This window comes from Bradyrhizobium iriomotense (assembly GCF_018129405.1).
Lineage (GTDB): Bacteria > Pseudomonadota > Alphaproteobacteria > Rhizobiales > Xanthobacteraceae > Bradyrhizobium > Bradyrhizobium iriomotense_B.
In genome coordinates this window covers 22,974-47,728 of record NZ_JAFCLP010000005.1, presented here as the reverse complement: position 1 = coordinate 47,728, position 24,755 = coordinate 22,974, and the positions used below count along the sequence as shown (strand labels likewise).

26 protein-coding genes and 2 tRNA genes are annotated in these 24,755 nt (G+C 63.9%); 14 read left to right on the top strand and 14 right to left on the bottom strand.

Annotated elements, in window-relative coordinates:
• Positions 1-140: 140 nt before the first annotated feature.
• Both cmk and aroA read right to left on the bottom strand, forming a co-directional pair.
• Positions 141-779 carry a (d)CMP kinase gene (gene cmk, locus JQ592_RS13795; protein WP_211403391.1) on the bottom strand — a complete coding sequence of 213 codons (639 nt, stop codon included), beginning with the start codon at positions 777-779 and terminating at the stop codon, positions 141-143.
• The gene (gene aroA, locus JQ592_RS13790; protein ID WP_211403390.1) at positions 776-2,113 is read right to left on the bottom strand and encodes a 3-phosphoshikimate 1-carboxyvinyltransferase; all 1,338 of its coding nucleotides are present in this window, start codon (positions 2,111-2,113) and stop codon (positions 776-778) included. Before aroA ends, cmk begins: the two co-directional genes overlap by 4 nt.
• Positions 2,114-2,271: 158 nt before the next feature.
• Between aroA and JQ592_RS13785 the strand changes: the two genes are divergently transcribed.
• Complete coding sequence (locus JQ592_RS13785; protein ID WP_183250106.1) at positions 2,272-2,679, top strand: TIGR02300 family protein; 408 nt, start codon at positions 2,272-2,274, stop codon at positions 2,677-2,679.
• Between the two features lie 97 nt (positions 2,680-2,776).
• Positions 2,777-2,852, top strand: a tRNA-Ala gene (locus tag JQ592_RS13780).
• Positions 2,853-2,973: 121 nt separating this feature from the next.
• Here JQ592_RS13780 and JQ592_RS13775 read toward each other — a convergent pair.
• Positions 2,974-3,432, bottom strand: a complete 459-nt coding sequence (locus JQ592_RS13775) for a MarR family winged helix-turn-helix transcriptional regulator (RefSeq protein WP_211403389.1) — start codon at positions 3,430-3,432, stop codon at positions 2,974-2,976.
• Between the two features lie 155 nt (positions 3,433-3,587).
• On the opposite strand from JQ592_RS13775, the gene JQ592_RS13770 reads away from it, so the two are divergent.
• From JQ592_RS13770 to JQ592_RS13730, 9 genes are all read left to right on the top strand, one after another.
• Positions 3,588-4,013: an organic hydroperoxide resistance protein gene (locus JQ592_RS13770; protein ID WP_211403388.1), complete on the top strand. Its 426-nt coding sequence runs from the start codon at positions 3,588-3,590 to the stop codon at positions 4,011-4,013.
• Positions 4,014-4,190: 177 nt separating this feature from the next.
• On the top strand, positions 4,191-5,393 hold the full coding sequence (locus JQ592_RS13765) for a CaiB/BaiF CoA transferase family protein (RefSeq protein ID WP_211403387.1): 1,203 nt from the start codon (positions 4,191-4,193) through the stop codon (positions 5,391-5,393).
• A 217-nt stretch (positions 5,394-5,610) separates the two neighbouring features.
• A complete protein-coding gene (gene ugpB, locus JQ592_RS13760; RefSeq protein WP_211403386.1) occupies positions 5,611-6,927 on the top strand; it encodes a sn-glycerol-3-phosphate ABC transporter substrate-binding protein UgpB in 1,317 nt (438 codons plus the stop codon).
• A 48-nt stretch (positions 6,928-6,975) separates the two neighbouring features.
• Complete coding sequence (gene ugpA / locus JQ592_RS13755; protein ID WP_211403385.1) at positions 6,976-7,857, top strand: sn-glycerol-3-phosphate ABC transporter permease UgpA; 882 nt, start codon at positions 6,976-6,978, stop codon at positions 7,855-7,857.
• Positions 7,857-8,705 carry a sn-glycerol-3-phosphate ABC transporter permease UgpE gene (gene ugpE / locus JQ592_RS13750; protein WP_183250070.1) on the top strand — a complete coding sequence of 283 codons (849 nt, stop codon included), beginning with the start codon at positions 7,857-7,859 and terminating at the stop codon, positions 8,703-8,705. Before ugpA ends, ugpE begins: the two co-directional genes overlap by 1 nt.
• Before the next feature lie 13 nt (positions 8,706-8,718).
• On the top strand, positions 8,719-9,804 hold the full coding sequence (locus tag JQ592_RS13745; protein WP_211403384.1) for a sn-glycerol-3-phosphate import ATP-binding protein UgpC: 1,086 nt from the start codon (positions 8,719-8,721) through the stop codon (positions 9,802-9,804).
• A gap of 778 nt (positions 9,805-10,582) precedes the next feature.
• Positions 10,583-11,008 (top strand): Hsp20 family protein, encoded by a 426-nt coding sequence (locus JQ592_RS13740; protein ID WP_011083554.1) that lies wholly within the window; start codon positions 10,583-10,585, stop codon positions 11,006-11,008.
• A gap of 51 nt (positions 11,009-11,059) precedes the next feature.
• Entirely contained in the window at positions 11,060-11,332 is a 273-nt protein-coding gene (locus tag JQ592_RS13735) for a DUF1150 family protein (protein WP_035704148.1), read from the top strand.
• A gap of 131 nt (positions 11,333-11,463) precedes the next feature.
• Positions 11,464-12,090, top strand: coding sequence for a GNAT family N-acetyltransferase (locus JQ592_RS13730; protein WP_211403383.1), 627 nt, complete (start codon positions 11,464-11,466; stop codon positions 12,088-12,090).
• Positions 12,091-12,119: 29 nt separating this feature from the next.
• On the opposite strand, the gene JQ592_RS13725 is transcribed toward JQ592_RS13730, so the two are convergent.
• The 9 genes from JQ592_RS13725 to JQ592_RS13685 all read right to left on the bottom strand — a co-directional run bounded on the left by JQ592_RS13725 (position 12,120) and on the right by JQ592_RS13685 (position 21,392).
• Positions 12,120-12,953, bottom strand: a complete 834-nt coding sequence (locus JQ592_RS13725; protein ID WP_211403382.1) for an outer membrane protein — start codon at positions 12,951-12,953, stop codon at positions 12,120-12,122.
• Between the two features lie 343 nt (positions 12,954-13,296).
• Complete coding sequence (ptsN, locus tag JQ592_RS13720; RefSeq protein ID WP_027528272.1) at positions 13,297-13,758, bottom strand: PTS IIA-like nitrogen regulatory protein PtsN; 462 nt, start codon at positions 13,756-13,758, stop codon at positions 13,297-13,299.
• A 222-nt stretch (positions 13,759-13,980) separates the two neighbouring features.
• Entirely contained in the window at positions 13,981-14,592 is a 612-nt protein-coding gene (gene hpf / locus JQ592_RS13715; RefSeq protein ID WP_211403381.1) for a ribosome hibernation-promoting factor, HPF/YfiA family, read from the bottom strand.
• Positions 14,593-14,762: 170 nt separating this feature from the next.
• Positions 14,763-16,400 (bottom strand): RNA polymerase factor sigma-54, encoded by a 1,638-nt coding sequence (rpoN, locus tag JQ592_RS13710; protein ID WP_211403380.1) that lies wholly within the window; start codon positions 16,398-16,400, stop codon positions 14,763-14,765.
• Positions 16,401-16,491: 91 nt separating this feature from the next.
• Positions 16,492-17,526: an LPS export ABC transporter ATP-binding protein gene (gene lptB, locus JQ592_RS13705; RefSeq protein ID WP_211403379.1), complete on the bottom strand. Its 1,035-nt coding sequence runs from the start codon at positions 17,524-17,526 to the stop codon at positions 16,492-16,494.
• Between the two features lie 211 nt (positions 17,527-17,737).
• Positions 17,738-18,490 (bottom strand): LptA/OstA family protein, encoded by a 753-nt coding sequence (locus JQ592_RS13700; protein WP_211403378.1) that lies wholly within the window; start codon positions 18,488-18,490, stop codon positions 17,738-17,740.
• Positions 18,491-18,495: 5 nt separating this feature from the next.
• Positions 18,496-19,227 (bottom strand): LPS export ABC transporter periplasmic protein LptC, encoded by a 732-nt coding sequence (gene lptC, locus JQ592_RS13695; RefSeq protein ID WP_211403377.1) that lies wholly within the window; start codon positions 19,225-19,227, stop codon positions 18,496-18,498.
• A 126-nt stretch (positions 19,228-19,353) separates the two neighbouring features.
• Positions 19,354-19,968: a ribonuclease D gene (locus tag JQ592_RS13690; RefSeq protein ID WP_211403376.1), complete on the bottom strand. Its 615-nt coding sequence runs from the start codon at positions 19,966-19,968 to the stop codon at positions 19,354-19,356.
• 101 nt (positions 19,969-20,069) lie between these two features.
• Entirely contained in the window at positions 20,070-21,392 is a 1,323-nt protein-coding gene (locus JQ592_RS13685; RefSeq protein WP_211403375.1) for a UbiA family prenyltransferase, read from the bottom strand.
• A gap of 191 nt (positions 21,393-21,583) precedes the next feature.
• Here JQ592_RS13685 and JQ592_RS13680 point away from each other — a divergent pair, with 191 nt between their 5' ends.
• Together JQ592_RS13680 and JQ592_RS38575 are read left to right on the top strand one after the other, a co-directional pair.
• The gene (locus JQ592_RS13680; RefSeq protein ID WP_211403374.1) at positions 21,584-21,847 is read left to right on the top strand and encodes a type II toxin-antitoxin system ParD family antitoxin; all 264 of its coding nucleotides are present in this window, start codon (positions 21,584-21,586) and stop codon (positions 21,845-21,847) included.
• Between the two features lie 2 nt (positions 21,848-21,849).
• Positions 21,850-21,996, top strand: a complete 147-nt coding sequence (locus tag JQ592_RS38575; protein ID WP_211403373.1) for a type II toxin-antitoxin system RelE/ParE family toxin — start codon at positions 21,850-21,852, stop codon at positions 21,994-21,996.
• Positions 21,997-22,396: 400 nt separating this feature from the next.
• On the opposite strand, the gene JQ592_RS13670 is transcribed toward JQ592_RS38575, so the two are convergent.
• Positions 22,397-23,428, bottom strand: a complete 1,032-nt coding sequence (locus JQ592_RS13670; RefSeq protein WP_246820404.1) for a DUF6538 domain-containing protein — start codon at positions 23,426-23,428, stop codon at positions 22,397-22,399.
• An 88-nt stretch (positions 23,429-23,516) separates the two neighbouring features.
• Positions 23,517-23,603, bottom strand: a tRNA-Leu gene (locus JQ592_RS13665).
• A 140-nt stretch (positions 23,604-23,743) separates the two neighbouring features.
• Between JQ592_RS13665 and JQ592_RS13660 the strand changes: the two genes are divergently transcribed.
• Complete coding sequence (locus JQ592_RS13660) at positions 23,744-24,709, top strand: complex I NDUFA9 subunit family protein (protein WP_211403372.1); 966 nt, start codon at positions 23,744-23,746, stop codon at positions 24,707-24,709.
• Positions 24,710-24,755 lie beyond the last annotated feature (46 nt).

The window sequence follows — 24,755 nt, the reverse complement described above, 5'->3', positions numbered from 1 at the left end:
AAGCGGGCCGGCAGAGGCCCGCGCGTTCGATACGTGAAAATCTTGTCCGGAGCCTGGATCGCGCCGGTCCCCGAAACAGGGACCGAGAGTATCGACCTCAAAGAGCGGGAGCGGGCGCTTCCTCCAATGACGGCGGCGGCTTAACCCCGCGACCGGCCCGCTCGGACGGCCTCGATAATGTCGATGGCGGCCCGGACGCCGCCTTCTATATCCAGTTGGGAGTTATCTAGCAAGTAAGCATCCGGGGCCGGTTTTAGAGGCGCAATCGGCCGGTTCTTGTCGCGTTCGTCGCGCCGGATGATGTCGGCGAGCACGGCTGCCTCGTCCGCCTCCTCGCCCCTCGCCCGCGCCTCCATGGTCCGGCGGCGCGCACGAACCTTGGGGTCGGCCACGACGAAGATCTTCACGTCGGCATGGGGGCAGATCACGGTTCCAATATCCCGGCCGTCCAGGACGGCCCCCGGCGGATCAGCGGCGAATTGCCGCTGGAAATTCACCAGGACCTCGCGCACCCCAGGGATCGCCGAGACGATCGAGGCACCCTCGCCGGCCTCCTGGGTCTTCAACGCGGGATTGCCGAACTTTTCGGGATCGAGCTCCAATGCAGCCTGCACCGCGGCCGCCTCGTCCCGGAGATCATGACCGGACTGCATCAAGGTGTAGGCCACCGCGCGATAGATCACGCCGGTATCGAGGTGACGATAGCCGTAATGGTGGGCGAGACGCTTGCCGAGCGTGCCCTTGCCCGAGGCCGCGGGCCCGTCGATGGCGATAATCATGAAAACTCGGCCCCTAGCGAACGCATCATCGGAATGAAATCCGGGAAACTGGTGGCGATGAAGGCGGTGTCGTCGACGGTCACCGGCTGGTCGGAGGCGCAGCCCATCACCAGTGCGGACATCGCGATGCGGTGGTCCATGTGAGTGGCGACGGTGCCGCCGCCGGGGACATGGCCCCTGCCCTCGACGATCAGATCATCACCGGACACCTCGACCTTGACGCCGTTGACGCGGAGCATGGCGGCAGTGGCCTCCAGGCGGTCGGATTCCTTGACGCGCAGCTCCTGCAGGCCGCGCATGATAGTGGTGCCTTCGGCGAAGGACGCCGCCACCGCAAGCACCAGATATTCGTCGATCATCGAGGGCGCGCGCTCCGGCGGCACCACGACGCCGCGCAGCTTTGACGCGCGCACGCGCAAATGCGCCATCGGCTCGCCGGCATCGCCCCGCACTTCGCTTTCCTCGATGAAGGCGCCCATTTCACGCAGCGTGGTGAACAGGCCGGTGCGCAGCGGATTGGTCATGACGTCGGACAGCATGACGTCGGAGCCCTCGACAATCAGCGCCGCGACGATGGGGAAGGCGGCCGACGACGGGTCAGCGGGCACCACGACATTGGCGCCGCGCAGCTCGGGCTGGCCCTGAAGCGTGATGCGGCGGCCGTGCTGACCTTCCTGCACCGAGGCGATGTCCGCGCCAAAATGCTTCAGCATCAGCTCGGTGTGGTCGCGGCTGGCCTCGGTCTCGATGACGGTGGTGATGCCCGGCGCGGCGAGGCCCGCCAGCAGCACGGCCGATTTGATCTGAGCCGAGGCGACCGGGGTCTTGTAGGTGATCGGCAGCGGATCGCGCGCGCCCTGGAGGGTCAGCGGCAGACGCCCGCCCTCGCCGCCGGCGATGACCTTCGCGCCCATCTTTTCGAGCGGATCGAGGATCCGGCGCATGGGCCGGCTGCGCAGCGAGGCGTCGCCATCGAACACGGCCGAGATCGGGCAGCCGGCAACGGCGCCCATGACCAGCCGGCAGCCGGTGCCGGAATTGCCGAAATCCAGCGGCGCCCTGGGCTGGGCGAAGCCGCCGACACCCACGCCGTTCACCTTCCAGGCGAAATCGCCGGTGCGCTCGACCCTGGCACCCAGCGCATGCATGGATTTGGCGGTGTTGAGGACGTCCTCGCCCTCCAAGAGGCCCGAAACCTTGGTCTCGCCGACCGCCAGCGCGCCCAGGATGAGGGCGCGATGGGAGATCGACTTGTCCCCGGGCACCCGTACTTTCCCGGTCAGGGGACCGCTGGCGCGAGACTGGAGCGGCCTCGGTTGGTCGGAATGGGTCAAGATTGTGTCCTTGGGTAGGCCCTTTGGGCTGGCGCGCAGGTACCACATGGTCTGCGCCCCGTCACGGGCATGTCTTTCTCCCGTAATGCGCTATTGACAGCGGGCCGCCAACTAGCCAAGTGAAACACCGCTTTTCAGACATTCCCAGGATTCCTGCCGTGGCCAAGTCCGAACTCGGAACCAAACGTATTTGCCCGACCACGGGCAAGAAGTTCTACGACCTCAACAAGAATCCGGTGATCTCGCCCTATACAGGCGAAGTCGTGCCGATCGCGCCCGTGGCGCCTGCGCGCGTGCCCCGCGGTGCCGAAGCCCGGCACGCTGCGACGGCAGATACCGCGCCGGAGCCGGCAGAGGTCGAAGAGGTCTCGCTCGAGGAGGCCGACGCCGAGGAGAACACCGGCAAGGTCAAGGCTGCCGTGCCCGAATCGGAGGACGATATCGAGGTCGACGAGACCCTCGACGACGATGACGACGATGATTCGACCTTCATTGCCGACGAGGAAGAGGGCGATGAGGACGTGACCGACATCATTGGTGATGTCGGAGGTGATGAAGAGACTTGAGATCAGTCCTGATCTGTGAAAAAGGGTGCACCGCGCGAGTCGGAAGGCTCGCCGGCCGGGACGGATCCCCCAGGATCCTCCCAACTGGAAGACTTAAGGGGCCATAGCTCAGCTGGGAGAGCGCTTGCATGGCATGCAAGAGGTCGGCGGTTCGATCCCGCCTGGCTCCACCAGCCTTCGCTCGCTTCGCGAGCTTCGGCTGGGCAAGCCCGGGAAGTCCCTCGTAGCGAAGTGAGCGAAGGCTGTCCCGCCATAGCCCGAAGGGCGACGGCGGACTTTTGAGTTTAATCTCCCCTACTCCCCAATCACCGCATTCAGCCGGTCGCGCAGCGCGATGATCTCGTCCTTCATCGCGACCAGCTCCGACACCGAGCAGTCCGATGCCGCGAGGATCGACTGCGGCACGCTACGCGCTTTCTCCTTCAGTGCATGGCCCTGCGCCGTCAGGGCGATCATGACCTGACGCTCGTCCTCGCGCGAGCGGGTGCGCTTGACCAGATGGGCGGCTTCGAGGCGCTTGAGCAGCGGGGTCAGCGTGCCCGAATCCAGGAACAGCTTTTCGCCGATCTCCTTGACTGGCACGTCGTCGCGCTCCCACAGCACCAGCATGACCAGATATTGCGGATAGGTCAGGCCGAGCCGATCGAGCAGCGGCTTGTAGACGCGGTTGAAGGCGTGCGCGGCGGAATAGACCGCGAAGCAGATCTGGTTGTCGAGCCGCTGTGGGTCGAGGGTCGATAGTTTCCGGGCCATAGAGAATCTCACGCGTTTCTTCCATTCTGGGCCCGGCCGTCGCCATATTCAATTGCGAACAATTAAATGTGAGGCATGCCGATTTATATTGCACACAATCTAATTGCCTGCAATAAAGATCGCACCCCAACCCGGAAAGACCCGAGGAGACGACAATGTCCGTGAACGTGCTCTACAAGATCAGCGCAAAAGCCACCGGCGGCCGCGACGGCCATGCTGCGACCCTCGACGGCGCGCTCGACGTCAAGCTGACCACGCCGAAGGAGCTTGGCGGCGGCGGCGGTGCCGGCAACAATCCCGAGCAGCTGTTCGCGGCCGGCTATGCCGCCTGCTTCATCGGCGCGATGAAGTTCGTGGCCTCGCAGGGCGGCCCGAAGGTTCCGGCCGACGCTTCCGTCACCTCGACCGTCGGCATCGGCCCGCGTTCCGAGGGCGGTTTCGGCCTCGACATCGACCTCGCCGTCTCGCTGCCGGGCCTTGCCCGCGCGGAGGCCGAGGCGCTGGTCGCGAAGGCGCACCAGGTGTGCCCGTACTCCAATGCCACGCGCGGCAATGTCGACGTTCGCCTGACGGTCGTCTGATCAAACGGCGGATTGGCTGGCCCGGGATCCCCCTCGGGCCGGCCGCTTCCGCGTGATTTGCCACCCCGCGGGATAGACGCGCGGCGGCGCATACGGCTCCACGCGAGGGGCCATTGCTGGCGCAAACAAACCTCGCTAGGCCTGTGATCCAATGATCGTTAGAGGGGAAGCGAAGGCATGACTGAAGCCGTTTTGGGCGCAATGAGCGGACTGCGCGTCATCGATCTCACGCGCGTGCTCGGCGGTCCCTATTGCACCCAGATCCTCGCCGACCATGGCGCCGACGTCATCAAGGTCGAGCCGCCCGCGGGCGACGAGGTGCGCGAATGGGGCCCTCCCTTCCACGAGGAGGACGCGGCCTATTTCGTCGGCATCAACCGCAACAAGCGCTCGATCGGCCTCGACCTCGCCTCCGAGGGCGGCCGCATCGTGCTGCTGAAGATGCTGGAGACGGCCGACGTCCTGATCGAGAATTTCAAGCCGGGCACGCTGGAGAAATGGGGCATCGGCAACGATGTGCTCAGCAAGAAATTCCCGCGCCTCGTGCATTGCCGGATCTGCGGCTTCGGCGCCGACGGCCCGCGCGGCGGCAATCCCGGCTATGACGCCATCATCCAGGCCATGACCGGCATGATCGCGGCGACCGGCTCGCCCGAGAGCGGGCCGATGCGGATCGGCGTGCCGCTGGTCGACATCACCACCGGACTTTATGCCGCGATCGGCATCCTGATGGCGCTGTCGGAGCGGCAGCGCTCGGGCAAGGGCCAGTTCCTGGAGACCACGCTGTACGAGACCGGCCTTGCCATCATGCATCCGCACACCGCGAACTATTTCATGCACGGCAAGCCACCCTCGCTCACCGGCAACGAGCATCCCAACCTCGTACCCTATGCGATCTTCCCGACGAAGACCGACAACATCTTCATCGGCGTCGGCAATGACGGCACCTTCCGCAAGCTTGCCAAGGAGATCGGCAAGCCCGAACTCGGCACCGATCCGCGCTTTGCCCGCAACAAGGACCGGATCGCCAACCGCGAGGCGCTGCGCGCCGAGCTCGCCGCGGTGTTCAGCCAGCACGAGGCCGAGCCGCTGTGCAATCGCCTGCTCGCGGCCGGCCTGCCCGCAGGTCCGGTGCAGAAGATCGACCAGGCGTTGACGAACCCGCACACGATCGCACGCGGCGATATCATCGAGAAGGACTGGTACAAGGGCGTGGCCTCGCCGATCCGGCTCGATCGCAGCAAGCCGAGCCTGCGCCGCCTGCCGCCGAAATTCAGCCAGCACGCAGCCGAGGTGCTGGGCGAGTTCGGCTATTCCAAAACCGAGATCGACGCGATGGTCGAGAAGGGCACCGTCTGCGGCCCCGAGCGCAAGCGCTAGGCGCCCTCGCCTTCACAGCCTCCAATGCCGCACTGCGGCGCGCCCACGCATGTGCAGCGCGAACGGCTGCGGCTGTCGCTGCGCATTCGCCTATTTGACGGCTTCCCTTTTCCAGCGCTTGCCGCTTTCGTTTCGGCCGCTTACACAGTCATGTGAACGTCATATGGCGCTGCTAGCGCAAGCGCTTCTTTAGTGACGGGCAAGGGAGGTTTTCTTGATGGCTCTTCGACATTTTGGCGCGGCTGCTGCTGTCGCACTCACGGTTGGTCTCGGCGCCTCGCCGGCCCTGGCCGTGACCGAAATCCAGTGGTGGCATGCGATGACCGGCGCCAACAACGACGTCATCGTCAAGCTCGCCAGCGACTTCAACGCCTCGCAGACCGACTACAAGGTGATCCCGACCTACAAGGGCAACTACCCCGACACGATGAACGCCGGCATCGCCGCGTTCCGCGCCGGCAACGCTCCCCACATCATGCAGGTGTTCGAAGTCGGCACCGCCACCATGATGGCCGCGACCGGCGCCGTGAAGCCGGTCTACAAGCTGATGGCCGAGACCGGCGAGAAGTTCGATCCGAAGGCCTACCTGCCCGCGATCACCGGCTACTACTCGACCTCGAAGGGCGAGATGCTGTCGTTCCCCTTCAACTCATCGTCCACAGTCATGTGGATCAATCTCGACGAGCTGAAGAAGGCCAATGTCGAGATCCCCAAGACCTGGCCTGAAGTGTTCGAGGCCGGCAAGAAGCTGAAGGCCGCCGGTCACGACACTTGTGGCTTCTCCGGCTCCTGGATCACCTGGGTCAATCTCGAGCAGCTCTCCGCCTGGCACAACGTGCCGCTCGCCAGCAAGGCCAACGGCCTCGACGGCTTCGACACCGTGCTCGAATTCAACGGACCGCTCCAGGTCAAGCATCTCGAAAACCTGGTCGAGCTGCAGAAGACCAAGGTCTACGACTATGCCGGCCGCACCAACACCGGCGAGGGCCGCTTCACCTCGGGCGAATGCCCGATCTACCTGACCTCCTCGGCGTTCTTCGGCAACGTCAAGGCGCAGGCCAAGTTCAACTTCACCGCGGTGCCGATGCCCTATTATCCCGACGCCAAGGGCGCGCCGCAGAACTCGATCATCGGCGGCGCTTCGCTCTGGGTCATGGGCGGCAAGCCGGCCGACGATTACAAGGGCGTCGCAAAATTCCTGACCTTCCTCTCCGACACCGATCGTCAGGTCTACATCCACAAGGCCTCGGGCTATCTGCCGATCACCAAGGCGGCCTACGCCAAGGCGAAGGCAGATGGCTTCTACAAGGATCAGCCCTATCTCGAGACACCGCTGCTCGAGCTGACCAACAAGGAGCCGACCGAGAATTCGCGCGGCCTGCGCCTCGGCAACATGGTGCAGCTGCGCGACGTCTGGTCGGAGGAGATCGAGCAGGCGCTCGCCGGCAAGAAGACCGCCAAGCAGGCGCTGGATGCCGCCGTCGAACGCGGCAACACCATGCTGCGGCAGTTCGAAAAGACCGCCGTGAAGTAAGGCGACTGGCGGCAGGCCGTTCACGCGGCCTGCCGCTGCTGGGGCATCATGCAGAAGCAAGCCATTTTCCAATCGAAGCTGTTGCCCTACGCGCTGGTTGCGCCGCAGCTCGCGATCGTCCTGATCTTCTTTTACTGGCCGGCCCTGCAGGCGGTGATCCAGTCCTTCCTGCTCCAGGACGCCTTCGGCCTCTCGACCAGCTTCGTCTGGTTCGAGAATTACGTCGAGCTGTTCAAAGACCCCGCCTATTTCGCGGCGGTCGTCCGCACCTTCTTCTTCTCGTTCGCCATCGCGATCTCGTCGCTGTCGTTTGCGCTGCTGCTCGCCGTGATGGCCGACAAGCCGCTGCGCGGCTCGATGCTCTATCGCACGCTGCTGATCTGGCCCTATGCGGTCGCGCCGCCCGTGGTCGGCGTGCTCTGGATCTTCATGCTGCATCCCTCGCTCGGCGTGATCTCGCGCTACTTGCGCGCCGCCGGCGTCGACTGGAATCCGCTGCTCGACGGCAACCAGGCCGCCGGCCTCATCATCCTCGCCGCAGCCTGGAAGCAGATCTCCTACAATTTCCTGTTCTTCCTCGCCGGCCTGCAGGCGATCCCGAAAAGCGTGTTCGAGGCCGCCGCGATCGACGGCGCGCGTCCGATGCGGCGGTTCTGGACCGTGACCTTCCCGCTGCTGTCGCCGACCATCTTCTTCCTGCTGGTCGTCAACATCGTCTACGCCTTCTTCGACACCTTCGGCATCATCGACACCATGACCCGCGGCGGTCCCGGAACGTCGACGGTGACGCTGGTCTACAAGGTCTATTCGGACGGCCTGCTCGGCGGCAATCTCGGCAGCTCGGCGGCGCAGTCGGTGGTCCTGATGATCATGGTCATCGTGCTCACCGGCATCCAGTTCCGCTTCGTCGAACGCAAGGTGACCTACTGATGGTCGAGGACGAGGGCATCAGGCGCTACGTCGCCCATTTCATCCTCTGGATCGGGATCGCGATCGTCGCATTCCCGGTCTACATCGCGATCATCGCCTCGACCCAGGACAACGCGCTGATCGCGAACGGGCAGATGTCGCTGCTGCCGGGCGGCCACTTCTTCGAGGTCTACTACCAGACCATCTTTGTCGGCACGAGCGGCTCGACCCGCGAGCCCGTCGGCAACATGATGCTCAATTCGCTGGTGATGGCGCTGGCGATCGCGATCGGCAAGATCGCGATCTCGATCATCTCGGCCTACGCGATCGTGTATTTCCGCTTTCCGTTCCGGATGTCGATCTTCTGGATCATCTTCATCACGTTGATGCTGCCGGTCGAGGTCCGCATCTATCCGACCTACAAGATCGTCGCCGACCTGCACATGCTCGACAGCTACGCCGGCCTGTCGCTACCGCTGATCGCCTCGGCTACCGCGACGCTGCTGTTCCGCCAGTTCTTCATGACCGTGCCGGACGAGCTACTGGAAGCCTCGCGCATCGATGGCGCAGGCCCCTTGCGCTTCTTCTGGGATACGCTCTTGCCGCTGTCGCGCACCAACATGGCGGCGCTGTTCGTGATCCTGTTCATCCTCGGCTGGAATCAATATCTCTGGCCGCTGCTCATCACCACCCGCGACGACATGCAGACCATTCAGGTCGGCATCCGCAAGATGATCACCACCACCGACGCGCTGACCGAATGGCCGATCGTGATGGCGACCGCCGTGCTGGCCATGCTGCCGCCGGTGTTCGTCGTCGTCGCCATGCAGAAATTGTTCGTGCGCGGCCTGGTCGAGACGGAAAAGTAAGAAGTGAGTTTTCATGGCTAACGTCACCCTGCGCAACGTCCGCAAGACCTACACCGGCGGCTTCGAGGCCATCAAAGGCGTCAACGTCGATGTCGCCGACGGACAGTTCTGCGTGCTGGTCGGCCCTTCCGGCTGCGGCAAGTCCACGCTGCTGCGCATGGTCGCAGGCCTCGAGACCGTGACCGGCGGCGAGATCGACATCGGCGGCCGCGTCGTCAACCAGATCGAGCCCGCCGATCGCGACATCGCGATGGTGTTCCAGAACTACGCGCTCTATCCGCATATGAGCGTCTACAACAATATGGCTTACGGCCTGCGCAACCGCGGCATGGCCGAAGCCGAGATCAAGACCCGCGTCGAGGAAGCCGCGCGCGTGCTCGAGCTCTCGGCGATGCTGGAGCGCAAGCCGCGCCAGCTCTCCGGCGGCCAGCGCCAGCGCGTCGCCATGGGCCGCGCCATCGTGCGTCAGCCGAAGGTGTTTTTGTTCGACGAGCCGCTCTCCAACCTCGACGCAAAACTGCGCATCGCGATGCGCGTCGAGATCCGCAAATTGCAGCGCCGGCTGAACACCACGTCGATCTACGTCACCCACGACCAGCTCGAGGCGATGACGCTCGCCGACATTCTGGTGGTGATGAACGGCGGCCAGGTCGAGCAGGTCGGCAATCCGCTGGCGATCTACGAGAAGCCGGCCACGACCTTCGTCGCCTCCTTCATCGGCGCGCCGCCGATGAACCTGATGTCGACGCGCCCCGACGAGATCAAGTCACAGCTCGACGGGGCCGCGGACGAGGCCGGCATCGTCGGCATCCGCCCCGAGGATTTCGCCATCACCGACCAGACCCCGGCCGGCGGCGTGGCATTGCCGCTGACCGTGGAAGCCATCGAGCGCGTCGGCGCCGAGACCTTCGTCTACGGCTCCCGCGAGCAGGAGGACCAGCGCGTCGCCGCCACTCCTGGCGAGCTGCCGCCCGGCGAGGTCATCGTCCGCATCCCCGGAACCGACGCCCCCGCCATCGGCCAGAAGATCCGCGTCGCGGCGGTGCGCCCAAAGCTGCATTTGTTCAGCGGCGACGGACGGACGCGGATCGAGGCCTGACAGGCTCCACAAGGCCCCTCACTCAAAAAAGCGCGAAAACAACCCCATGCACAGTAGAAGGGGACCTGTTTTCATTGGGGAATTTCTACCCACGTAGATCGCCATACGGCTTAATCCGGACACTTCCCTAACGGGGTATTCATGGACACAAGCTGAGGCATCGGTGCGGGTCTCAAGACCTCATCCCGGGACTAATTGTCCTGATTTTCAGGCCGATTGTTCGATAGATCGTCGTTTCCCGTTGGGGAAAACCTGGATGGCCACAGGAATCAGCGCCGCTGGCGTGGACTCCGGAAACGCGAGACATCACCATGATTGCGTGAGTCGGCTCGCCGATTCGTATGTGGTGGCAGGGCCGGTCTTGACCTGCGAAGTTTTGATCCGGCCCCGCCCCACTGGCGATCCGTGTACTCTCGCCTGAGAGCTACTGGACCATTCAAACGGCTCGTTGGGAGCAATCCCTTCGGGCCGTTTGTTTTTGCGAATCGGGATTCACCGATCCGACCATCAGTTGCAGCGTATGCAACAACGCCGGGACCGTAAATCCGTTTTCCACTGTTTCACGTAAAACATCCCAAGCTCTGTGAAACAACAATCACTAACGCCAATCGAACCCCAAATCCCAAATCAACCCCAGATCAGCACTAATAGGAATGAGGCTGTGCAGGCCCCCGCTACGTCCTTGAACCCACAAGCGGATATGCCCATATTGCTGACCAAGGGGTGCCTTGATCGGGCCCCGAAACACCAAAGTCGCTTCGAGAGGACTTTGTAAACTATGTCTCGTGTTCCCACGTTATCCAGTCCGTTCCTTCTGGGCTTCGACGAGATCGAGCGCGTGCTCGACCGCGTCGTCAAAGGCGCCGACGGCTACCCTCCCTACAATATCGAGAGGTGTGACCGGTCGGACGGCCAGCCCGAGCGGCTGCGTATCACGCTGGCGGTCGCCGGATTCACGCGCGACCAACTCGATGTAACCATTGAGGAAAACCAGCTCGTGATCCGCGGGCGGCAGCAGGACGACAAGACCCGGCAATACATCCATCGCGGCATCGCCGCGCGCCACTTCCAGCGCACCTTCGTGCTGGCGGAGGGGATGCTGGTGCTGGGGGCGGATCTGAAGAACGGGTTGTTGTCGATCGACCTGGCCCGGCCTGAACCGGAGAGGATCGTTAAGACAATCGCTATCAATGAGCACGAATAATGGAACGAGTAGCGGACTCGACCGCTTAGTTTCTGTGAAGGAGTCGAGACCATGAGTGAAGGTCACGTTGCGTTCGAATACGAAGCCAAGAACGTCTCTCCGGAGACGCTGGCAACCCTCGGCGAAGGTCACATCGCCTATGTGAAGCAGATCCGTTCCGAGGACGTGCCGGACCTGTTCCCCGAGGCGCCCAAGATTGCGCCGGGCCTCAAGCTCTTCGCGCTCCACGCCGCCGACGGCACGCCGATCATGCTGACCGACAGCCGCGAAGCCGCGATCGCCAACGCCTGGAGCAACGAGCTGCAAGCCGTCAGCGTGCACTGAGCGCACGCGCGTCGCAAAAATAGAGTTTCAAACGGGCATGCCTTCACGCGAAGGCGTGCCCGTTTTGCTTTGAGACCTCCACGTTGCGCCGTCCAAATTGATCGTCGAATTCGAAGCTGCTTAGATACGGCATGTCGCTCAAAGCTGAACGTCTGCCCAAGCAGCAATTGTGGTTTCCGGCCGGACGCTATTTCCTGCGCTCAATAAAGCGCGATGACGCCTCGCAGCGCTGGGCGGACTGGTTGTCCGATCCCTGGACGGTGCACGTCCTCAACACGTCACCGCGCGCGATGACCAAGGCGGAGGTCGCCGACTACATCAAATCCTTCGATCAGCGCGAACGGCTCCTGCTCGGGATTTTCGAGCGCGGCAGCCGCACGCATGTCGGCTTCATCCGCCTCGACATCAACGCGGCGGCGAGTGAGGCGCTCGTCAGCGCCGTGATCGGAGAAAAGGAGCATCGCAATGCCGGAGCAACGGTGAACACCTTCATTCCGCTGCTCAAGTTCGTGTTCGATGATCTCAAACTGAGCCGCATCCGCGCCTTCGTGCTGGAGCGCAATCAGACGACCATTCAATATCTGTCGAAGCTCGGCTGGACGCTCGAGCCCGAGCCCGAAAAGCCGGTGCGATCGCACACCGACGGAACGCTGCTGGTGCTGCGTCGAATGAGCTGGGACCGGCCGGGTTTCCAGACCTGGCTGAAGAGCCCGGTCGGGCAGCGCATCGTCAATCGCATGGAAGCGGCGCGGGGCTGAGCCCGGCCGCTCCGTACGTCAACCCGCAATCAGTACTTCGCGACGACGGGCGATCCGCCGAAGCGGTAGTTGATGCCGACCTTCACGATGTCGATGTCCTGACGGATATCGAGCGAAGCCCTGATCGGGAGGTCAGCATGCGCAAAGCCGACGCGCTTGCTGTCGAAACCGTAGTGATCGTACTCGACCAGGGCCGACCAGTTCGGCGCGAAGGCCCACTCGAAGCCGACGCCTGCAGTCCAGCCGACCCGGTCGGTGCTGGCGCTGGAGTTACAAGCTACGAAGAAGGCAAACGGTCCGCAGCTGGCTCCAGCGATGAAGGCAAAATTGTTCAGGCTGTAGCGATCATGCGCAAAGCCGACGCCGCCCTTGCCATAAACCAGGAACCGATCCCAGGTGTAGCCGACACGTCCCGTGACACTGGCGACCCAATCCGTTCGGCTGGAGAGCGTTGCCGGATTTCCGGCCTTGCCGCCGAAGAACGGGTCGTTCGCGACGCCATGGATATCGGTTGCGGTGAAATCGCCCGCGATGCCGATGACCCAATTGTTCGAGAACTGGTAGTCGCAGCCCACTTGGACGCCGCCGACGGCGCCAACATCTCCATTCACGCCGATCCGGTCACCCGGCGCCAAGCCGGTCGTCATCACCACTGCGCCGGGGATCTGCGTCGAAATGCCCGGATCCGTGAAGCCCGTCCGGCTCGCGCCGCCGCCGACATGGCCGCCGACATAGCAGCCGGTCCAGCTGAAGGGGACGGCCGCCGCGACCGGCGCTTTCGTGTAGGGACGAGCTCCGAGATCGGCACCTTGAGCAGAGCCTGCGACAATCAGAGCCGACGTCGCCAGCAGCAGTCGTTTCATTCGTGATTCCCCCAAACAATCAGCAATAGAAATTTCCGGCAAGGTACATCGGTGGACTGACTCGCGCTGTATTCAGTCAGCAACAGTCAGACACATTCAGAAATGCCCGTTCCGTTCAAAAGTGAACTCAACGCGCCGCTGCACGGCGCCTCGAGCTTGAAGACGACGCTTCAGACCTGATTCTTGGCGAGCGTGCCTTCACGCGAAGACGTGACGCGAAGACGTGTCCGTTTTCATGTGTGAGATTGTCGACAGTCTCGTCGTTATGCCGGAGCTTATCCCTGCGATGACGCCGCGGAGATGTCGGCGTGCACCAAAGGTGATGCGAGCGATCGGCTCCGACCTAAGCCGCGCTTGCCGGCGGCAACGCGAGGACCGAGTAGATCGCCTGGGCGTCGCGCGAGGCTCGGAGCTTCTTGGCGATGTCCTGGTCGCGCAGGAGGCGGGCGATGCGGGCGAGCGCCTTGAGGTGGTCGGCGCCGGCGCCTTCGGGGGCGAGCAGCAGGAAGACGAGATCGACCGGCTGGCCGTCCATCGCCTCGAAATCGATCGGGCGATCGAGCCGCGCGAACAGGCCGAAGATCTTTTCCAGCTTGGGCAGCTTGCCGTGGGGGATGGCGACGCCGTAGCCGACTGCGGTGGTGCCGAGCTTCTCACGCTGCAGCAGCACCTCGAACACCGAGCGCTCGTTCTGCCCGGTCAGCTCGGCGGCCTTGGCCGCAAGCTCCTGCAAGGCCTGTTTCTTGCTGTTGACCTTCAATGCCGGGAGAATCGCCTCGGGTGCGACCAGATCGGTAATCGGCATGGAAGGTTTCCGAGGTGAATTAAACCGACGGGTTCCGAATTGGCCAGCTTGGAAAGAACCACGCCGGGCCGGCGTCAAGAAGGTCAAGCAGGAAGGGGACTTAGCCCCGATCCTGATGTGGGGCGCTTCTACTCCAACGCAATCCCGGTGCCAACTGCTGCGTGCGGCTTTGCCCCGGTCATTGTTAAGGCCTGCGGATGATACGGGGCCCGATTTTCGGCCCTAACCGCCCGCCTTGCCGTCGGCTTTGGCCCCGGGCGGGTCGATCCAGCCCACATTGCCATCGGCGCGGCGGTAAATGATGTTCACCCGGCCGCTCGAGCCATGCTGGAATACCAGGCAGGGTGCCCCGCTGAGGTCGAGTTCCATGACGGCTTCGCTGACCGAGAGCTGCTTCAGCGAGGTGGTTGCCTCGGCGATGATCACGGGGCTGTAGCCGGTGATCTCCTGCTCGTCCTCACCTTCGCCAGGCGCCTCCAGGACGTAAGCGGTGGCGTCGAGCGCGGCCAGCGCCGCATTGGCGACATGGGTCTTGCGGGCCGAGCGATCCTTGAGCCGGCTCTTGTAGCGCTTGAGGCGCTTCTCGATCATCAGGAGGGCCTGGTCGGCGCTGGCATAGGCGTCGGGCGCGTTCGAATCGGCCTCCAGCGTTATTCCCGAATCCAGATGCAGCGCGCAGTCGGTGCGGAAGCCGAAGCCATCCTTGGAGAGCGTGATGTGGCCGGAATAATTGCCGTCGAAATATTTGCGCAGGACCTCTTCGGTCCGGTCGGTAACGCGGCCGCGCAGGGCCTCGCCGACGCTGACACTCTTTCCCGAAATTCGAAGGGTCATGTGATGCCTCGCTTGGTTACGCCGAGCTGCGATGATGCGTCATCGCAGCTGGGGTTGTTCCCTGCGCATGGTCAGCTCGGAAAACCGCTCGGCACTTTTCCGGATCATGCGCATGCTTGGACCGGTCTCGATGGGGGATGTGAGAGTAGCGCGATTTGGCGCGAGCGCAATCAGGCCGGCTCGGTGTTGCGGGAGCGATCGGACAGTGCGGTGGAGAGGACGTTACCAAGAGCGCTCTGCTTGTCGCGGCGGCGTTGCACCGAGGAGGGAATGCGCATGGCTTCGCGGTACTTCGCGACCGTGCGGCGGGCAATATCAATGCCCGAGGCGCGCAACCGTTCCACGATGGTGTCGTCCGACAGGATCGCGGAGGGCTCCTCCGAATCGATCAGCTGCTTGATGTGGTGGCGCACGGCTTCGGCCGAATGCGCCTCGCCGCCGTCGGCCGAGGCGATCGAGGCCGTGAAGAAATATTTCAATTCGAATGTGCCGCGATTTGTCGCCATGTACTTGTTGGCGGTGACGCGCGACACCGTGGATTCATGCATCTGGATGGCGTCGGCGACGGCCTTCAGGTTCAACGGCCGCAAATGCGCGACGCCGTGGGTGAAGAAGCCGTCCTGCTGGCGCACGATCTCGGTTGCAACTTTCAGGATGGTGCGGGCGCGCTGGTCGAGCGCACGCACGAGCCAGGTGGCGTTCTGCAGCGCATCGGTGAAATAGGACTTGTCGCCGTCCTTGCCGATCTTCTTCGACAGCTCGGAATAATAGGTCTGGTTGACCAGCACGCGCGGCAAGGTGTCGCTGTTGAGCTCGACATGCCAGCCGCCGTCCGGACCCGGGCGGACATAGACGTCGGGCACCATGGTCTGGAGCCGGGCCGAGCCGAACTTCATGCCGGGCTTGGGATTGAGGCGGCGGATTTCGCCGATCATGTCGGCGATGTCCTCGTCGTCGACGCCGCAGAGCTTGCGCAGGGCGGCGATGTCGCGCTTGGCGAGCAGGTCGAGATGCTCGACGAGGGCCTGCATCGCCGGATCGTAGCGGTCGAGCTCGCGGAGCTGGATCGCGAGGCATTCGCTCAAGTTACGCGCGCAGACGCCGGGCGGATCGAATTTCTGCAGCACGGCAAGGACGTCGTCGACCTCCTGCTGCGACGCGCCAAGACGTTCGGCAGCCTGGCCGAGATCGGGCGGCAGATAGCCGGCCTCGTCGACGAGATCGATCAGGTACTGGCCGATCATCCGCTGCGCGGACCCGGTGAAGGCAACCGAGAGCTGCTCGGCCAGATGGTCCGACAGCGTTGTCTCGGCCGCGACAAAAGCTTCGAGATTGTAGTCTTCGTCACCCGAGGCGCCGCCGCCCCATTCGGTATAGGTGGTCGGCGCCGCGTCCTGGGCGTTGCGCGCGGCGGCCTCGGCCGGCTCCTCGGAGAAGACGTTGTCCAGACCCGTATCCAGGGTCTGCTCGATCTCGGCGCGGGTGCCGAGATCCTTGCTCATCCATTCTTCCTGGCCGGGCTCGAAGGCGTCGGCACTGCCGCTGAAGCCGTCCTCGCCATGGCCCTCGCCTTGCCCCTCGCCCTGGCTGCCGTCGGAATCGCCGTAACTGGCAGCCTCGGCCGGGGCTTCGCCCACGGGGCCCTCGTCACTGGCCCGTTCCAGCAGGGGGTTACGCTCGAGTTCCTCTTCCACGAAGGTCGTGAGATCGAGATTGGACAATTGCAGCAGCTTGATCGCCTGCATCAGCTGCGGCGTCATGACCAGCGACTGCGATTGCCGGAACTCTAATCTCTGCGTAAGCGCCATGAAGCAAGAACCGATCCCGAAAAGTTGGTCCGATTTTTGCTTATCCTACTCCGAGCCCGATGTACACGTCTTGACGAAACGCAAAAACGGGCTAGAGGCGGAATTCCTCGCCAAGGTAAAGGCGGCGGACATCCGGATCGGCGACGATCTCATCCGGGGTGCCCTCGGTCAAGATTTCACCGGCATAGACGATATAGGCACGATCGGTGAGGCCGAGCGTCTCGCGCACATTGTGGTCGGTGATGAGCACGCCGATGCCGCGATTGGTGAGATGGCGGACGAGGTCCTGGATGTCGCCGACCGCGATCGGATCGATGCCGGCGAAGGGCTCGTCGAGCAGCATGTAGTTCGGACGCGTCGCCAGCGCGCGCGCGATCTCGACGCGGCGACGCTCACCGCCGGACAGCGCGATCGACGGTGATTTCCTGAGGCGCGTGATGTTGAATTCGTCCAGCAGCGAATCGAGCTGCTGCTCGCGCTTCTTGCGCGAGGGCTCGACCACTTCGAGCACGGCACGGATGTTCTGCTCGACGGTGAGGCCGCGGAAGATCGATGCCTCCTGCGGCAGATAGCCGATGCCGAGCCGCGCGCGCTGATACATCGGCAGCTTCGTGACGTCGTGACCGTCGAGCTCGATCGCGCCGCGATCGGCCTTGATGAGGCCGGTGATCATGTAGAACACGGTGGTCTTGCCGGCGCCATTCGGGCCGAGCAGGCCGACCGCTTCGCCGCGGCGGACATAGATGCTGACGCCGCGCACCACCTGGCGGCTGCCAAAGCTCTTTTCCACGCTATGCACAGCCAGGAAGCCCGGCCGCTTCAGGAGCTGCGGCCCGCCGGCGCCGTTCGGCTTGGCGGCAGCCCTGACCGGGTGGACCGCCTGCGCACGCGGTGCCTCGGCCTGATAGTCGGCCTGATAATCGACTTGATAGTCCCCTTGATAATCCCCTTGGAACTGGTCGGGCGCAGGCATCAGCTGGTCACGGGCGATCGGCGGCGCGTCCCGCACGGGGCTTGGCACCAGCCCGCCGACGCTGTCACCCAGGGCGGTGATGTCCTGACGTGCAAATCCTGGCCGGCCGCGCTTGGCGGGGCGCCGACGGAACATGCTGAAGAGATCGACCATCCCCGCCTTCTAACTTTTCGCGGCATTCGCGCGATCTGCCGCCCCGGCCCTATCGAGTAGCCGACGCAGCATGAGTGGAGGGATGTCCCATGCCCAATGAAACACGCCCGGTAAGCGGCGGACCCCGCTTCGAAAGCCCTTCGCGCTAGATACAGTCTCGCCGGGCAAGCTTCAACCTCGGATCGGGAGCTTCCGAAACAAGTCTTTGAAGTTACTTCGGTTTACTTGCACCGGGCAGTTGCAAAGGCGGAGCCGCACCGGACTTGCCTCCCTGGCCGCCTTGCCCCCCCGAGCCGCAATCATTGCCGCCCCCCTGCGGCAGCAGAACCTGAACGCCCCGGCCGCTATCGGATTCCACACGAGAGACGCCGGTGGTCATGTCCACTGTCAGCCGGTCGCCACGCATCACATTCTTGCACTGTGTCATGACCACAGGACCCGAGCCACCGCCGAACATGGTGATGAGGTTGGTCTTGGTGTCGAACACGGCGATCTCGCCGGTCACCACCTGATCCTTCTGGGTGACCACGACGTTGCCGCGCGCCTCCAGCCGCTTGATCGAGGAGCTGCCGCCGGGGCCCGGCGTCGCCGACTGCATCGGCGCACCCTTGGTCGCCTCCTTGGCCCCCTTCGCCGCAGGCGGCGGCGTGGCAGGCTTGTCGCCACCCGACTCATAGAACACCACCAGCGTCTTCGAGGTCATGGTGGTGTCGCCCTGCACGACCTTCACATTGCCGGAGAAGGTCGCCTCCTTCTTCTTGTCGCGCATCTCGAGAGCGGCCGCTTCGATCTGGATCGGCTGATCGCGGTTCTGCGAGAAGCCCTGCATCGCGTTTGGCGGTGCCTGCATGGCGCCTTGCGCACGCGCCGCATTCGTTGCGATCAACGCGACACCAACCACAAGCCCGGCCGCACCAAGAATGGCGCTCCGCTTATGGTCGTTGCGCGAAAAAAAACCGATCATGAAAATCACTTTGAGTTGGCAGATTTGTTCTGAGGCGTGCGCGTCTTCGCAGGCGGCGGCGCAGGCTCGACCGGAGGCGCGGGCTGCGCCGCGGGCTCGTCCAGCTTGTCCAGATGCATCACCACGTTGCCTTCGAAGCGGATGACATCGCCGCCCTCCGTGATTCGCAGGCGATCCGCCGTCAGCGTGCCGTTGGTCAGCTTGACGTCGACACGCTCGTCCGAGGAGATCGTGCCCTTGCCCATGTCGACGAAGGCGGAGTTCAGCCGTGCCTCATAGCCGGTCGAGGTGCGCAGGAAGATGTCCTTGTGCAGGTCGAGCTGCTGCTGCTTGTTGTCGAAGCGGCCGGTGCGCGCGTCGAGGAACAGGGTGGACTGATCCTCCATCAGCACCTTTGCGCGCAGATCGGCGAGATCGACATGGTCAGGGTCGGTGATGTCCTGCGTTGCCGTCTTGGCCCAGAGCTCGTAGGGCCGCCGGTCCGGCGTGAAGCCGGACATATGCGGCGCTTCCATCGTGATCCTGGTGCCTGTCACCACGAGATTTCCGGAGTCGAGCTTGATGGGGATCGTGAAGGGATTGAGGAAGGTCGAGACGGCGACGATCACGGCGATGGACGCGGCCACCGCCGCCGGCACGGCGACGCGCAGAATCCGCACCAGGCGGCTGTGGCGCGCCGCGCTGGCAAACTTCGCCGCAAGCGCGGCGTCGTAGGTGGGATTCTGGGCCGAATTCACCGCTGCTCCAGAGGGTCGCTCGCCTTGTCCGGTTGAAGGCCGCGCCATTGTACCCGGCGGCGACCGAATGTGCAGCCCGCGAGAGGCCGCAGGAAAGTGTCCGAAACGGGGCGGCCCGCTCAGGCCTCAGGAATGCGCAAAGATGTCCTCTTCCTCCCAGCCCTGGAGGTCGAGCAGGGCGCGGGTCGGCAGGAAGTCGAAACAGGCCTTTGCCAGGGCGGTGCGACCTTCCCGGACCAGCATGGCGTCGAGCCGCTCGCGCAAGGCATGCAGATGCAGCACGTCGGAGGCGGCATAGGCGAGCTGCGGCTCGGTCAGGCTGTCGGATCCCCAGTCGCTGGACTGCTGCTGCTTGGAGAGGTCGACATTGAGCACCTCTCGCACGAGGTCCTTCAGGCCGTGACGGTCGGTATAGGTGCGGGTCAGGCGGGAGGCGATCTTGGTGCAGTAGATCGGCCCGGTCATGACGCCGAAGGTCTGGTACAGCACCGCCACGTCGAACCGCGCGAAGTGGAAGATCTTCGTGATGTCCGGATTGGCCAGCAGGGCCTTCAGGTTCGGTGCGTCGGTGTGACCCTTGGGGATCTGCACCACGTCGGCGCTGCCGTCGCCGGGCGAGAGCTGCACCACGCAGAGCCGGTCACGGTGGGGATTGAGCCCCATGGTCTCGGTGTCGATCGCCACCGCTCCGGTGTAACGGGACAGGTCGGGCAGGTCGCCGCGGTGCAGGCGTACGGTCATGGCGTTTCAAAACCTCGGGTCAAATCGGTCAATCGGCACAATAGGCTCACTTCGGATTGCCCGCGATGTATCCACTCGGGGCAGGCCGCGCAAGCGCCCGTTCAGATCGCGGCCAGCATGATGCAGATCATCGCCGCGACCGTGGTGCGGCTGGGGCCGTCGCGGAAGGCGTAGAGGATCGGATCATCCGGCATCTCGCGGCGATGCGCCATCATCAGGGCCCGGCCGAACCAGTACAGCAGCAGCGGGGTCATGAGCCACAGCATCCAGGGGCGGCTGTAGAGCGGCATCACAGCGGACGAGGACACATAGAGCGAGAACACGGTCACCGCGTTCATGGCGCTCGCCGCCGCCATCGCGGCGATGACATGCAGATCGGTGATCCGGTAGTCGCGGTTGGAGGGATCGGCGAGCCCGGCGCCCTCGCGCATGCTGAGCTCGCTGAAGCGCTTGATCAGCGCCAGCGAGGTGAACACGAACAGCGAGAAGATCAGCAGCCATTCCGACAGCACGACGCCGACACCGACGGCGCCGGCGACGATGCGCAAGCTGTAGAGCCCGGCGAGCGTGACGACGTCGACCAGCATCTTGCGCTTGAGCACGAGCGAATAGGCGATTGTGGTGGCGAGATAGGCGCCGAGCACGCCGAGGAACAGCGGCGAGATGAAGAGGGAAGCTGCGACCGCAAACAGCCACAGCGCGGGGATCGCCGACAGCGCGGACGAGATCTTGAGATCGCCGGCCGCGAGCGCGCGGTGGCGCTTGGTCGGGTGCTGCCGGTCGGCGGCGAGATCGAGCAGGTCGTTCATCAGATAGGCGCCGGAGGCGCAGGCCGAGAACGCCAGGAACGCCAACAGCGCGTAGCCGAGCGTCGAAAGATTCATCTGGTGCGCGGTGATGACAGGCACGAACACCAGCGTGTTCTTGGCGTATTGGTAGACGCGCAGCGCGTTCGCCCAGGTCTTGAGGCTCGCGCGGTTGCCGTTGCGTGCGCCGATGCGCTCGATCGAGGCCTGATCGAACGGCAGGCTGCCCGTGGCGAGATCGGCCGGCGTGACGACGCCATCGAAGCCGAGATGCGCCGCGATGGCGGCGGCGTGCTCGGCGAAACGTCCCGCGACGAGATAGATCTTCTCACCGCGTGCCCGCGCCGCCAGCGCCCGGTTCAGCACGTCGGGATCATAGGGCAGATGGGCGTAGTCGATCCGCGCCCGCGCCAGGATCGCCGTGAGCGCTGCCATCCCTGCGCGTCCGCCGGCGCCGAAGCGGGCCAGCATGCGGCCGGGACTGGAGAACAGCGCCTCCATCAGCAGCTCGGACCGCAGCAGGGCGCCTTCGAGATCGATCACGAGCGTCCGCGCCGCCGCCGGGGTTGCCGACGGCTCGGGCACGCTGGGATCGTAACTCCAGGCAGGCTGCTCCATCCGAAAACGCTCTTACTTGCCGCGACATGACCGGCCCCAAGGGGCCGGGGAGCAGGGGAAATGGATGGCCGGAACCCTATGCGAGCATTCGCTAAAGGCGGCTTAATCGGCCGGTTTCGGCTCGCTCGCCGCTTGCTGCAGGAGCCGTTCAATAATAGTTATTAAGGTGGACATTGGCGGAGAAAACCAGCATGGCGGTCAGTGCAGATCTCGGCGAAGCCCTTGAAACCTTTGTAACAAAACTCGTGGCATCGGGGCGCTATCACTCCAAGAGCGAGGTGCTGCGGGAGGGCGTACGGCTGATCCAGGAGCGCGAAGCGCGGCTCGCCGCCTTGGACGCCGCGATCGCGCGCGGACTCGACGATGCGGACGCGGGCCGGACCAAGCCGAGCTCGGAGGTTTTTGACCGGCTGGAGGCGAAACTCGCCGCCAAGACGGGCCGCAAGACGGACTAGACGTGAACGTCGTCGTCACCGCGGAAGCCGAAGCCGACCTCGAGGGCATCGCATCCTACGTCGCCGAGCAAAGCCCGCGGAGCGCGCTCACGCTCATCCGGGGGCTGCGTGAGAAGTGTGAAACCCTTGCCGATGCGCCGCGCGCCTAACGCAAGAACGTCCAAACAGTGAAAGATGCCTAGAAGAACTTCGAGGCATCCAAGATAATATCACATCAGGACTGCCAACGCGGTTCGACATCTTCGATTTTGGCTTAAACATTAAGGAGCCGTCAGCGTGCTCGATCAAAGGAGATCTCATCCCGCTAACCAGATCCTCGATTTGGCACGCGATCGCACTGAAAGCGGAATTCAACATTAAACTGGCCTACGCGATCGACGCCTATATTTCCGCCGTCGAAAGCAAGAATCCTTTTTCAACCTTTTTGAGTGCACGATATTTGCTGGAGCTCGTCGCAACAATCAGCGATGTGGATTTCGAACTAGACGATTGCATCAACATTGACTTGGGAGAATGGAGCCGCCGCGCCACGACCTTCCACGCAATCCTCTACCGAGCAAGGCATACAACCTCGGACGAAAAGCATAAACTGGCCTTCACGAAGGCGGGCGTTCCTGCCGAACTCGTGCATCCGATTAGAATATCCTTCACGGTCTTCGGGCTCACGCCGCTTTGAACGCGATAGTCTTTGAAGCGAACGATGTCCTCGGGCGTCACCCGGTTCGCCGTGTCATGCTTCAGGAATGTCACGAGACGCGCCATCGAGTTTCGATAGCTCTCATAGGTGCTCTGCTTGCGGCCGGCCCGCTTGGCCTCCTTCCACCAGTCCTCGACTAGTCCGGTGAGGGAATTCTTTGAGGCGCCCCGCTTTGGCTTCTCCTTCGGCACATCTGCCGGCGCCTGCCATTCAGGGAAGCGGGCGGCCTTGGGGTCGAGCGAATAGTCTCCCCCAGCGTTCCGTTGGCGGCTCGCGAAGGCGTCACGCAGCGCCATCCAAAAGGCGGTGAGCAATAGCGCACGCGATTCGCTGTCCACACGGCGGATGCCCTTGTTCAGCAAGAGGCGGTCCACGATGAGCCCGAGAGCCTTCTCTAGTTTCTTGGCCTCACCGTCTCGGCCGACCTTCTCCCACATCTCCGTTACGGCCGCCCAGTAGGCTTCCTGCTCCTCCTGGCTCTCCGTGTCAGGCGCCCAGCCGACTCCGGGCGTGTGCACCATAGCGACACTCCGGGCGCGGCTCTCGCTGTCCGCCCAAACGCGATAGAGTTCGCCTGCCAAGGCCGTCGCCTGCCGGTGGGTTAGGTGCACGGGAGCGTCGTTACGGAGCGCCTCCCAGACGGTCGCCAGAGAGGCCGCCGCGAGCGCCTGACGCGTCTTGACCTCGCTAGGTTCCGTGGTGCGAAGGGAGAACCGGACGGCCTGTGCGCCCTCGCTAGGCGTCACGAATACGAAGCCATCACCGAGCGGAATCGCCAGTTCGATACCGACCGCTTTGCGCCGGACATCAGCCGGAATGCGCTGCACGAAAAGAGGAAAACGAGACCCGCCCCGGCGCATCGGCCGAACAACCCTGAACAGCAATGTTACACCCCATTGTTACACAGTCGGGGCCAACGCAACACTCTGAAAGGGCTTATCTATCTGGATTTGTTTGCGATCCAGAAATGTATGGTGCCCAGGAAAGGACTCGAACCTTCACGGCCGTTAAGCCACTGGCACCTGAAGCCAGCGCGTCTACCAATTCCACCACCTGGGCATGCCGTTTGGGGCACGGAGGCGGTTACTACGGTTCGGTGACGCCGTTGTCAATTCATGCGTTGCGATGCGGATTGCGCATCGCAAACCGGCCCGATACAAGCCTGATAATACGCACTCTTCCCGCAGGAATGGACCCCCATGGCATCGAATCTGGAAACTCTCGTCACGGTTTTCGGCGGATCGGGGTTTTTGGGCCGGAATGTCGTCCGGGAGCTGTGCCGGCGGGATTACCGGGTCCGTGTTGCGGTGCGGCGGCCGGAACTGGCCGGCTACCTGCAGCCCTCCGGCAAGGTCGGGCAGGTCCATGTCGTGCAGGCCAATCTGCGCTATCCGGCCTCGGTCGAGGCGGCGCTGCGTGATTCGGATGTCGTGATCAACCTCGTGGGGATTCTGGCCGAAAGCGGCGCGCAGACCTTCGACGCCGTCCAGGCCAAGGGCGCCGAGACCGTCGCCAAGGCGGCCGCGGCGGCGGGTGCGCGCCTGGTGCACGTCTCCGCGATCGGCGCCGATGCGCAGTCGCCCTCGCACTATGCCAAGGCCAAGGCGGCCGGCGAGGTGGCGGTGCTGGCCGCGGTGCCCTCGGCCACGATCTTCCGCCCCTCCGTGATATTCGGCCCCGAGGACCAGTTCACCAACCGCTTTGCGGCTTTGGCCCGGATGTCGCCGGTGCTGCCGCTGATCGGCGGCGACACCCGGATGCAGCCGGTCTATGTCGGCGACGTCGCCACCGCGATCGCGGATGCCGTCGACGGCAAGGCCAAGGCGGGGGCGACCTACGAGCTCGGCGGGCCGGAAGTGCTGACCATGCGCGAGATCATCGAGGCGATCCTCGAAATCACCAACCGCAAGCGGATGCTGGTGCCGCTGCCGTTCGGCCTCGCCCGCTTCCAGGCCAACTTCCTGCAATTCGCGCCGGGCGCGTTCAAGCTGACGCCGGACCAGGTCACGCTGCTCGAGCGCGACAATGTGGTGTCGGATGCGGCGAAGGCGGCCGGGCTGACGCTGGAAGGTCTCGGCATCGCGGCCGATTCGCTGGAAGCGATCGCCCCGCAATATCTCTGGCGCTTCCGCGCGGCCGGTCAGTTCCAGCGCATGAGCGTGTGAGGGTTTCTTTCTTCACCTCGCCCCGCTTGCGGGGAGAGGTCGAGCG

Bases quoted from the DNA above. Each gene is read 5' to 3' on its own strand.
- JQ592_RS13680 (WP_211403374.1), top strand. From the start codon at position 21,584: ATGGCGGTCAGTGCAGATCTCGGCGAAGCCCTTGAAACCTTTGTAACA.
- JQ592_RS13730 (WP_211403383.1), top strand. From the start codon at position 11,464: ATGTCGCTCAAAGCTGAACGTCTGCCCAAGCAGCAATTGTGGTTTCCG.
- JQ592_RS13690 (WP_211403376.1), bottom strand. From the start codon at position 19,968: ATGACCGTACGCCTGCACCGCGGCGACCTGCCCGACCTGTCCCGTTAC.
- hpf (WP_211403381.1), bottom strand. From the start codon at position 14,592: ATGACCCTTCGAATTTCGGGAAAGAGTGTCAGCGTCGGCGAGGCCCTG.
- JQ592_RS13685 (WP_211403375.1), bottom strand. From the start codon at position 21,392: ATGGAGCAGCCTGCCTGGAGTTACGATCCCAGCGTGCCCGAGCCGTCG.
- JQ592_RS13745 (WP_211403384.1), top strand. From the start codon at position 8,719: ATGGCTAACGTCACCCTGCGCAACGTCCGCAAGACCTACACCGGCGGC.
- JQ592_RS13700 (WP_211403378.1), bottom strand. From the start codon at position 18,490: ATGATCGGTTTTTTTTCGCGCAACGACCATAAGCGGAGCGCCATTCTT.
- JQ592_RS13740 (WP_011083554.1), top strand. From the start codon at position 10,583: ATGTCTCGTGTTCCCACGTTATCCAGTCCGTTCCTTCTGGGCTTCGAC.
- JQ592_RS13770 (WP_211403388.1), top strand. From the start codon at position 3,588: ATGTCCGTGAACGTGCTCTACAAGATCAGCGCAAAAGCCACCGGCGGC.
- rpoN (WP_211403380.1), bottom strand. From the start codon at position 16,400: ATGGCGCTTACGCAGAGATTAGAGTTCCGGCAATCGCAGTCGCTGGTC.
- ptsN (WP_027528272.1), bottom strand. From the start codon at position 13,758: ATGCCGATTACCGATCTGGTCGCACCCGAGGCGATTCTCCCGGCATTG.
- lptB (WP_211403379.1), bottom strand. From the start codon at position 17,526: ATGGTCGATCTCTTCAGCATGTTCCGTCGGCGCCCCGCCAAGCGCGGC.
- JQ592_RS13725 (WP_211403382.1), bottom strand. From the start codon at position 12,953: ATGAAACGACTGCTGCTGGCGACGTCGGCTCTGATTGTCGCAGGCTCT.
- cmk (WP_211403391.1), bottom strand. From the start codon at position 779: ATGATTATCGCCATCGACGGGCCCGCGGCCTCGGGCAAGGGCACGCTC.
- ugpA (WP_211403385.1), top strand. From the start codon at position 6,976: ATGCAGAAGCAAGCCATTTTCCAATCGAAGCTGTTGCCCTACGCGCTG.
- JQ592_RS13765 (WP_211403387.1), top strand. From the start codon at position 4,191: ATGACTGAAGCCGTTTTGGGCGCAATGAGCGGACTGCGCGTCATCGAT.
- JQ592_RS13660 (WP_211403372.1), top strand. From the start codon at position 23,744: ATGGCATCGAATCTGGAAACTCTCGTCACGGTTTTCGGCGGATCGGGG.
- JQ592_RS13775 (WP_211403389.1), bottom strand. From the start codon at position 3,432: ATGGCCCGGAAACTATCGACCCTCGACCCACAGCGGCTCGACAACCAG.
- ugpE (WP_183250070.1), top strand. From the start codon at position 7,857: ATGGTCGAGGACGAGGGCATCAGGCGCTACGTCGCCCATTTCATCCTC.
- ugpB (WP_211403386.1), top strand. From the start codon at position 5,611: ATGGCTCTTCGACATTTTGGCGCGGCTGCTGCTGTCGCACTCACGGTT.
- JQ592_RS13735 (WP_035704148.1), top strand. From the start codon at position 11,060: ATGAGTGAAGGTCACGTTGCGTTCGAATACGAAGCCAAGAACGTCTCT.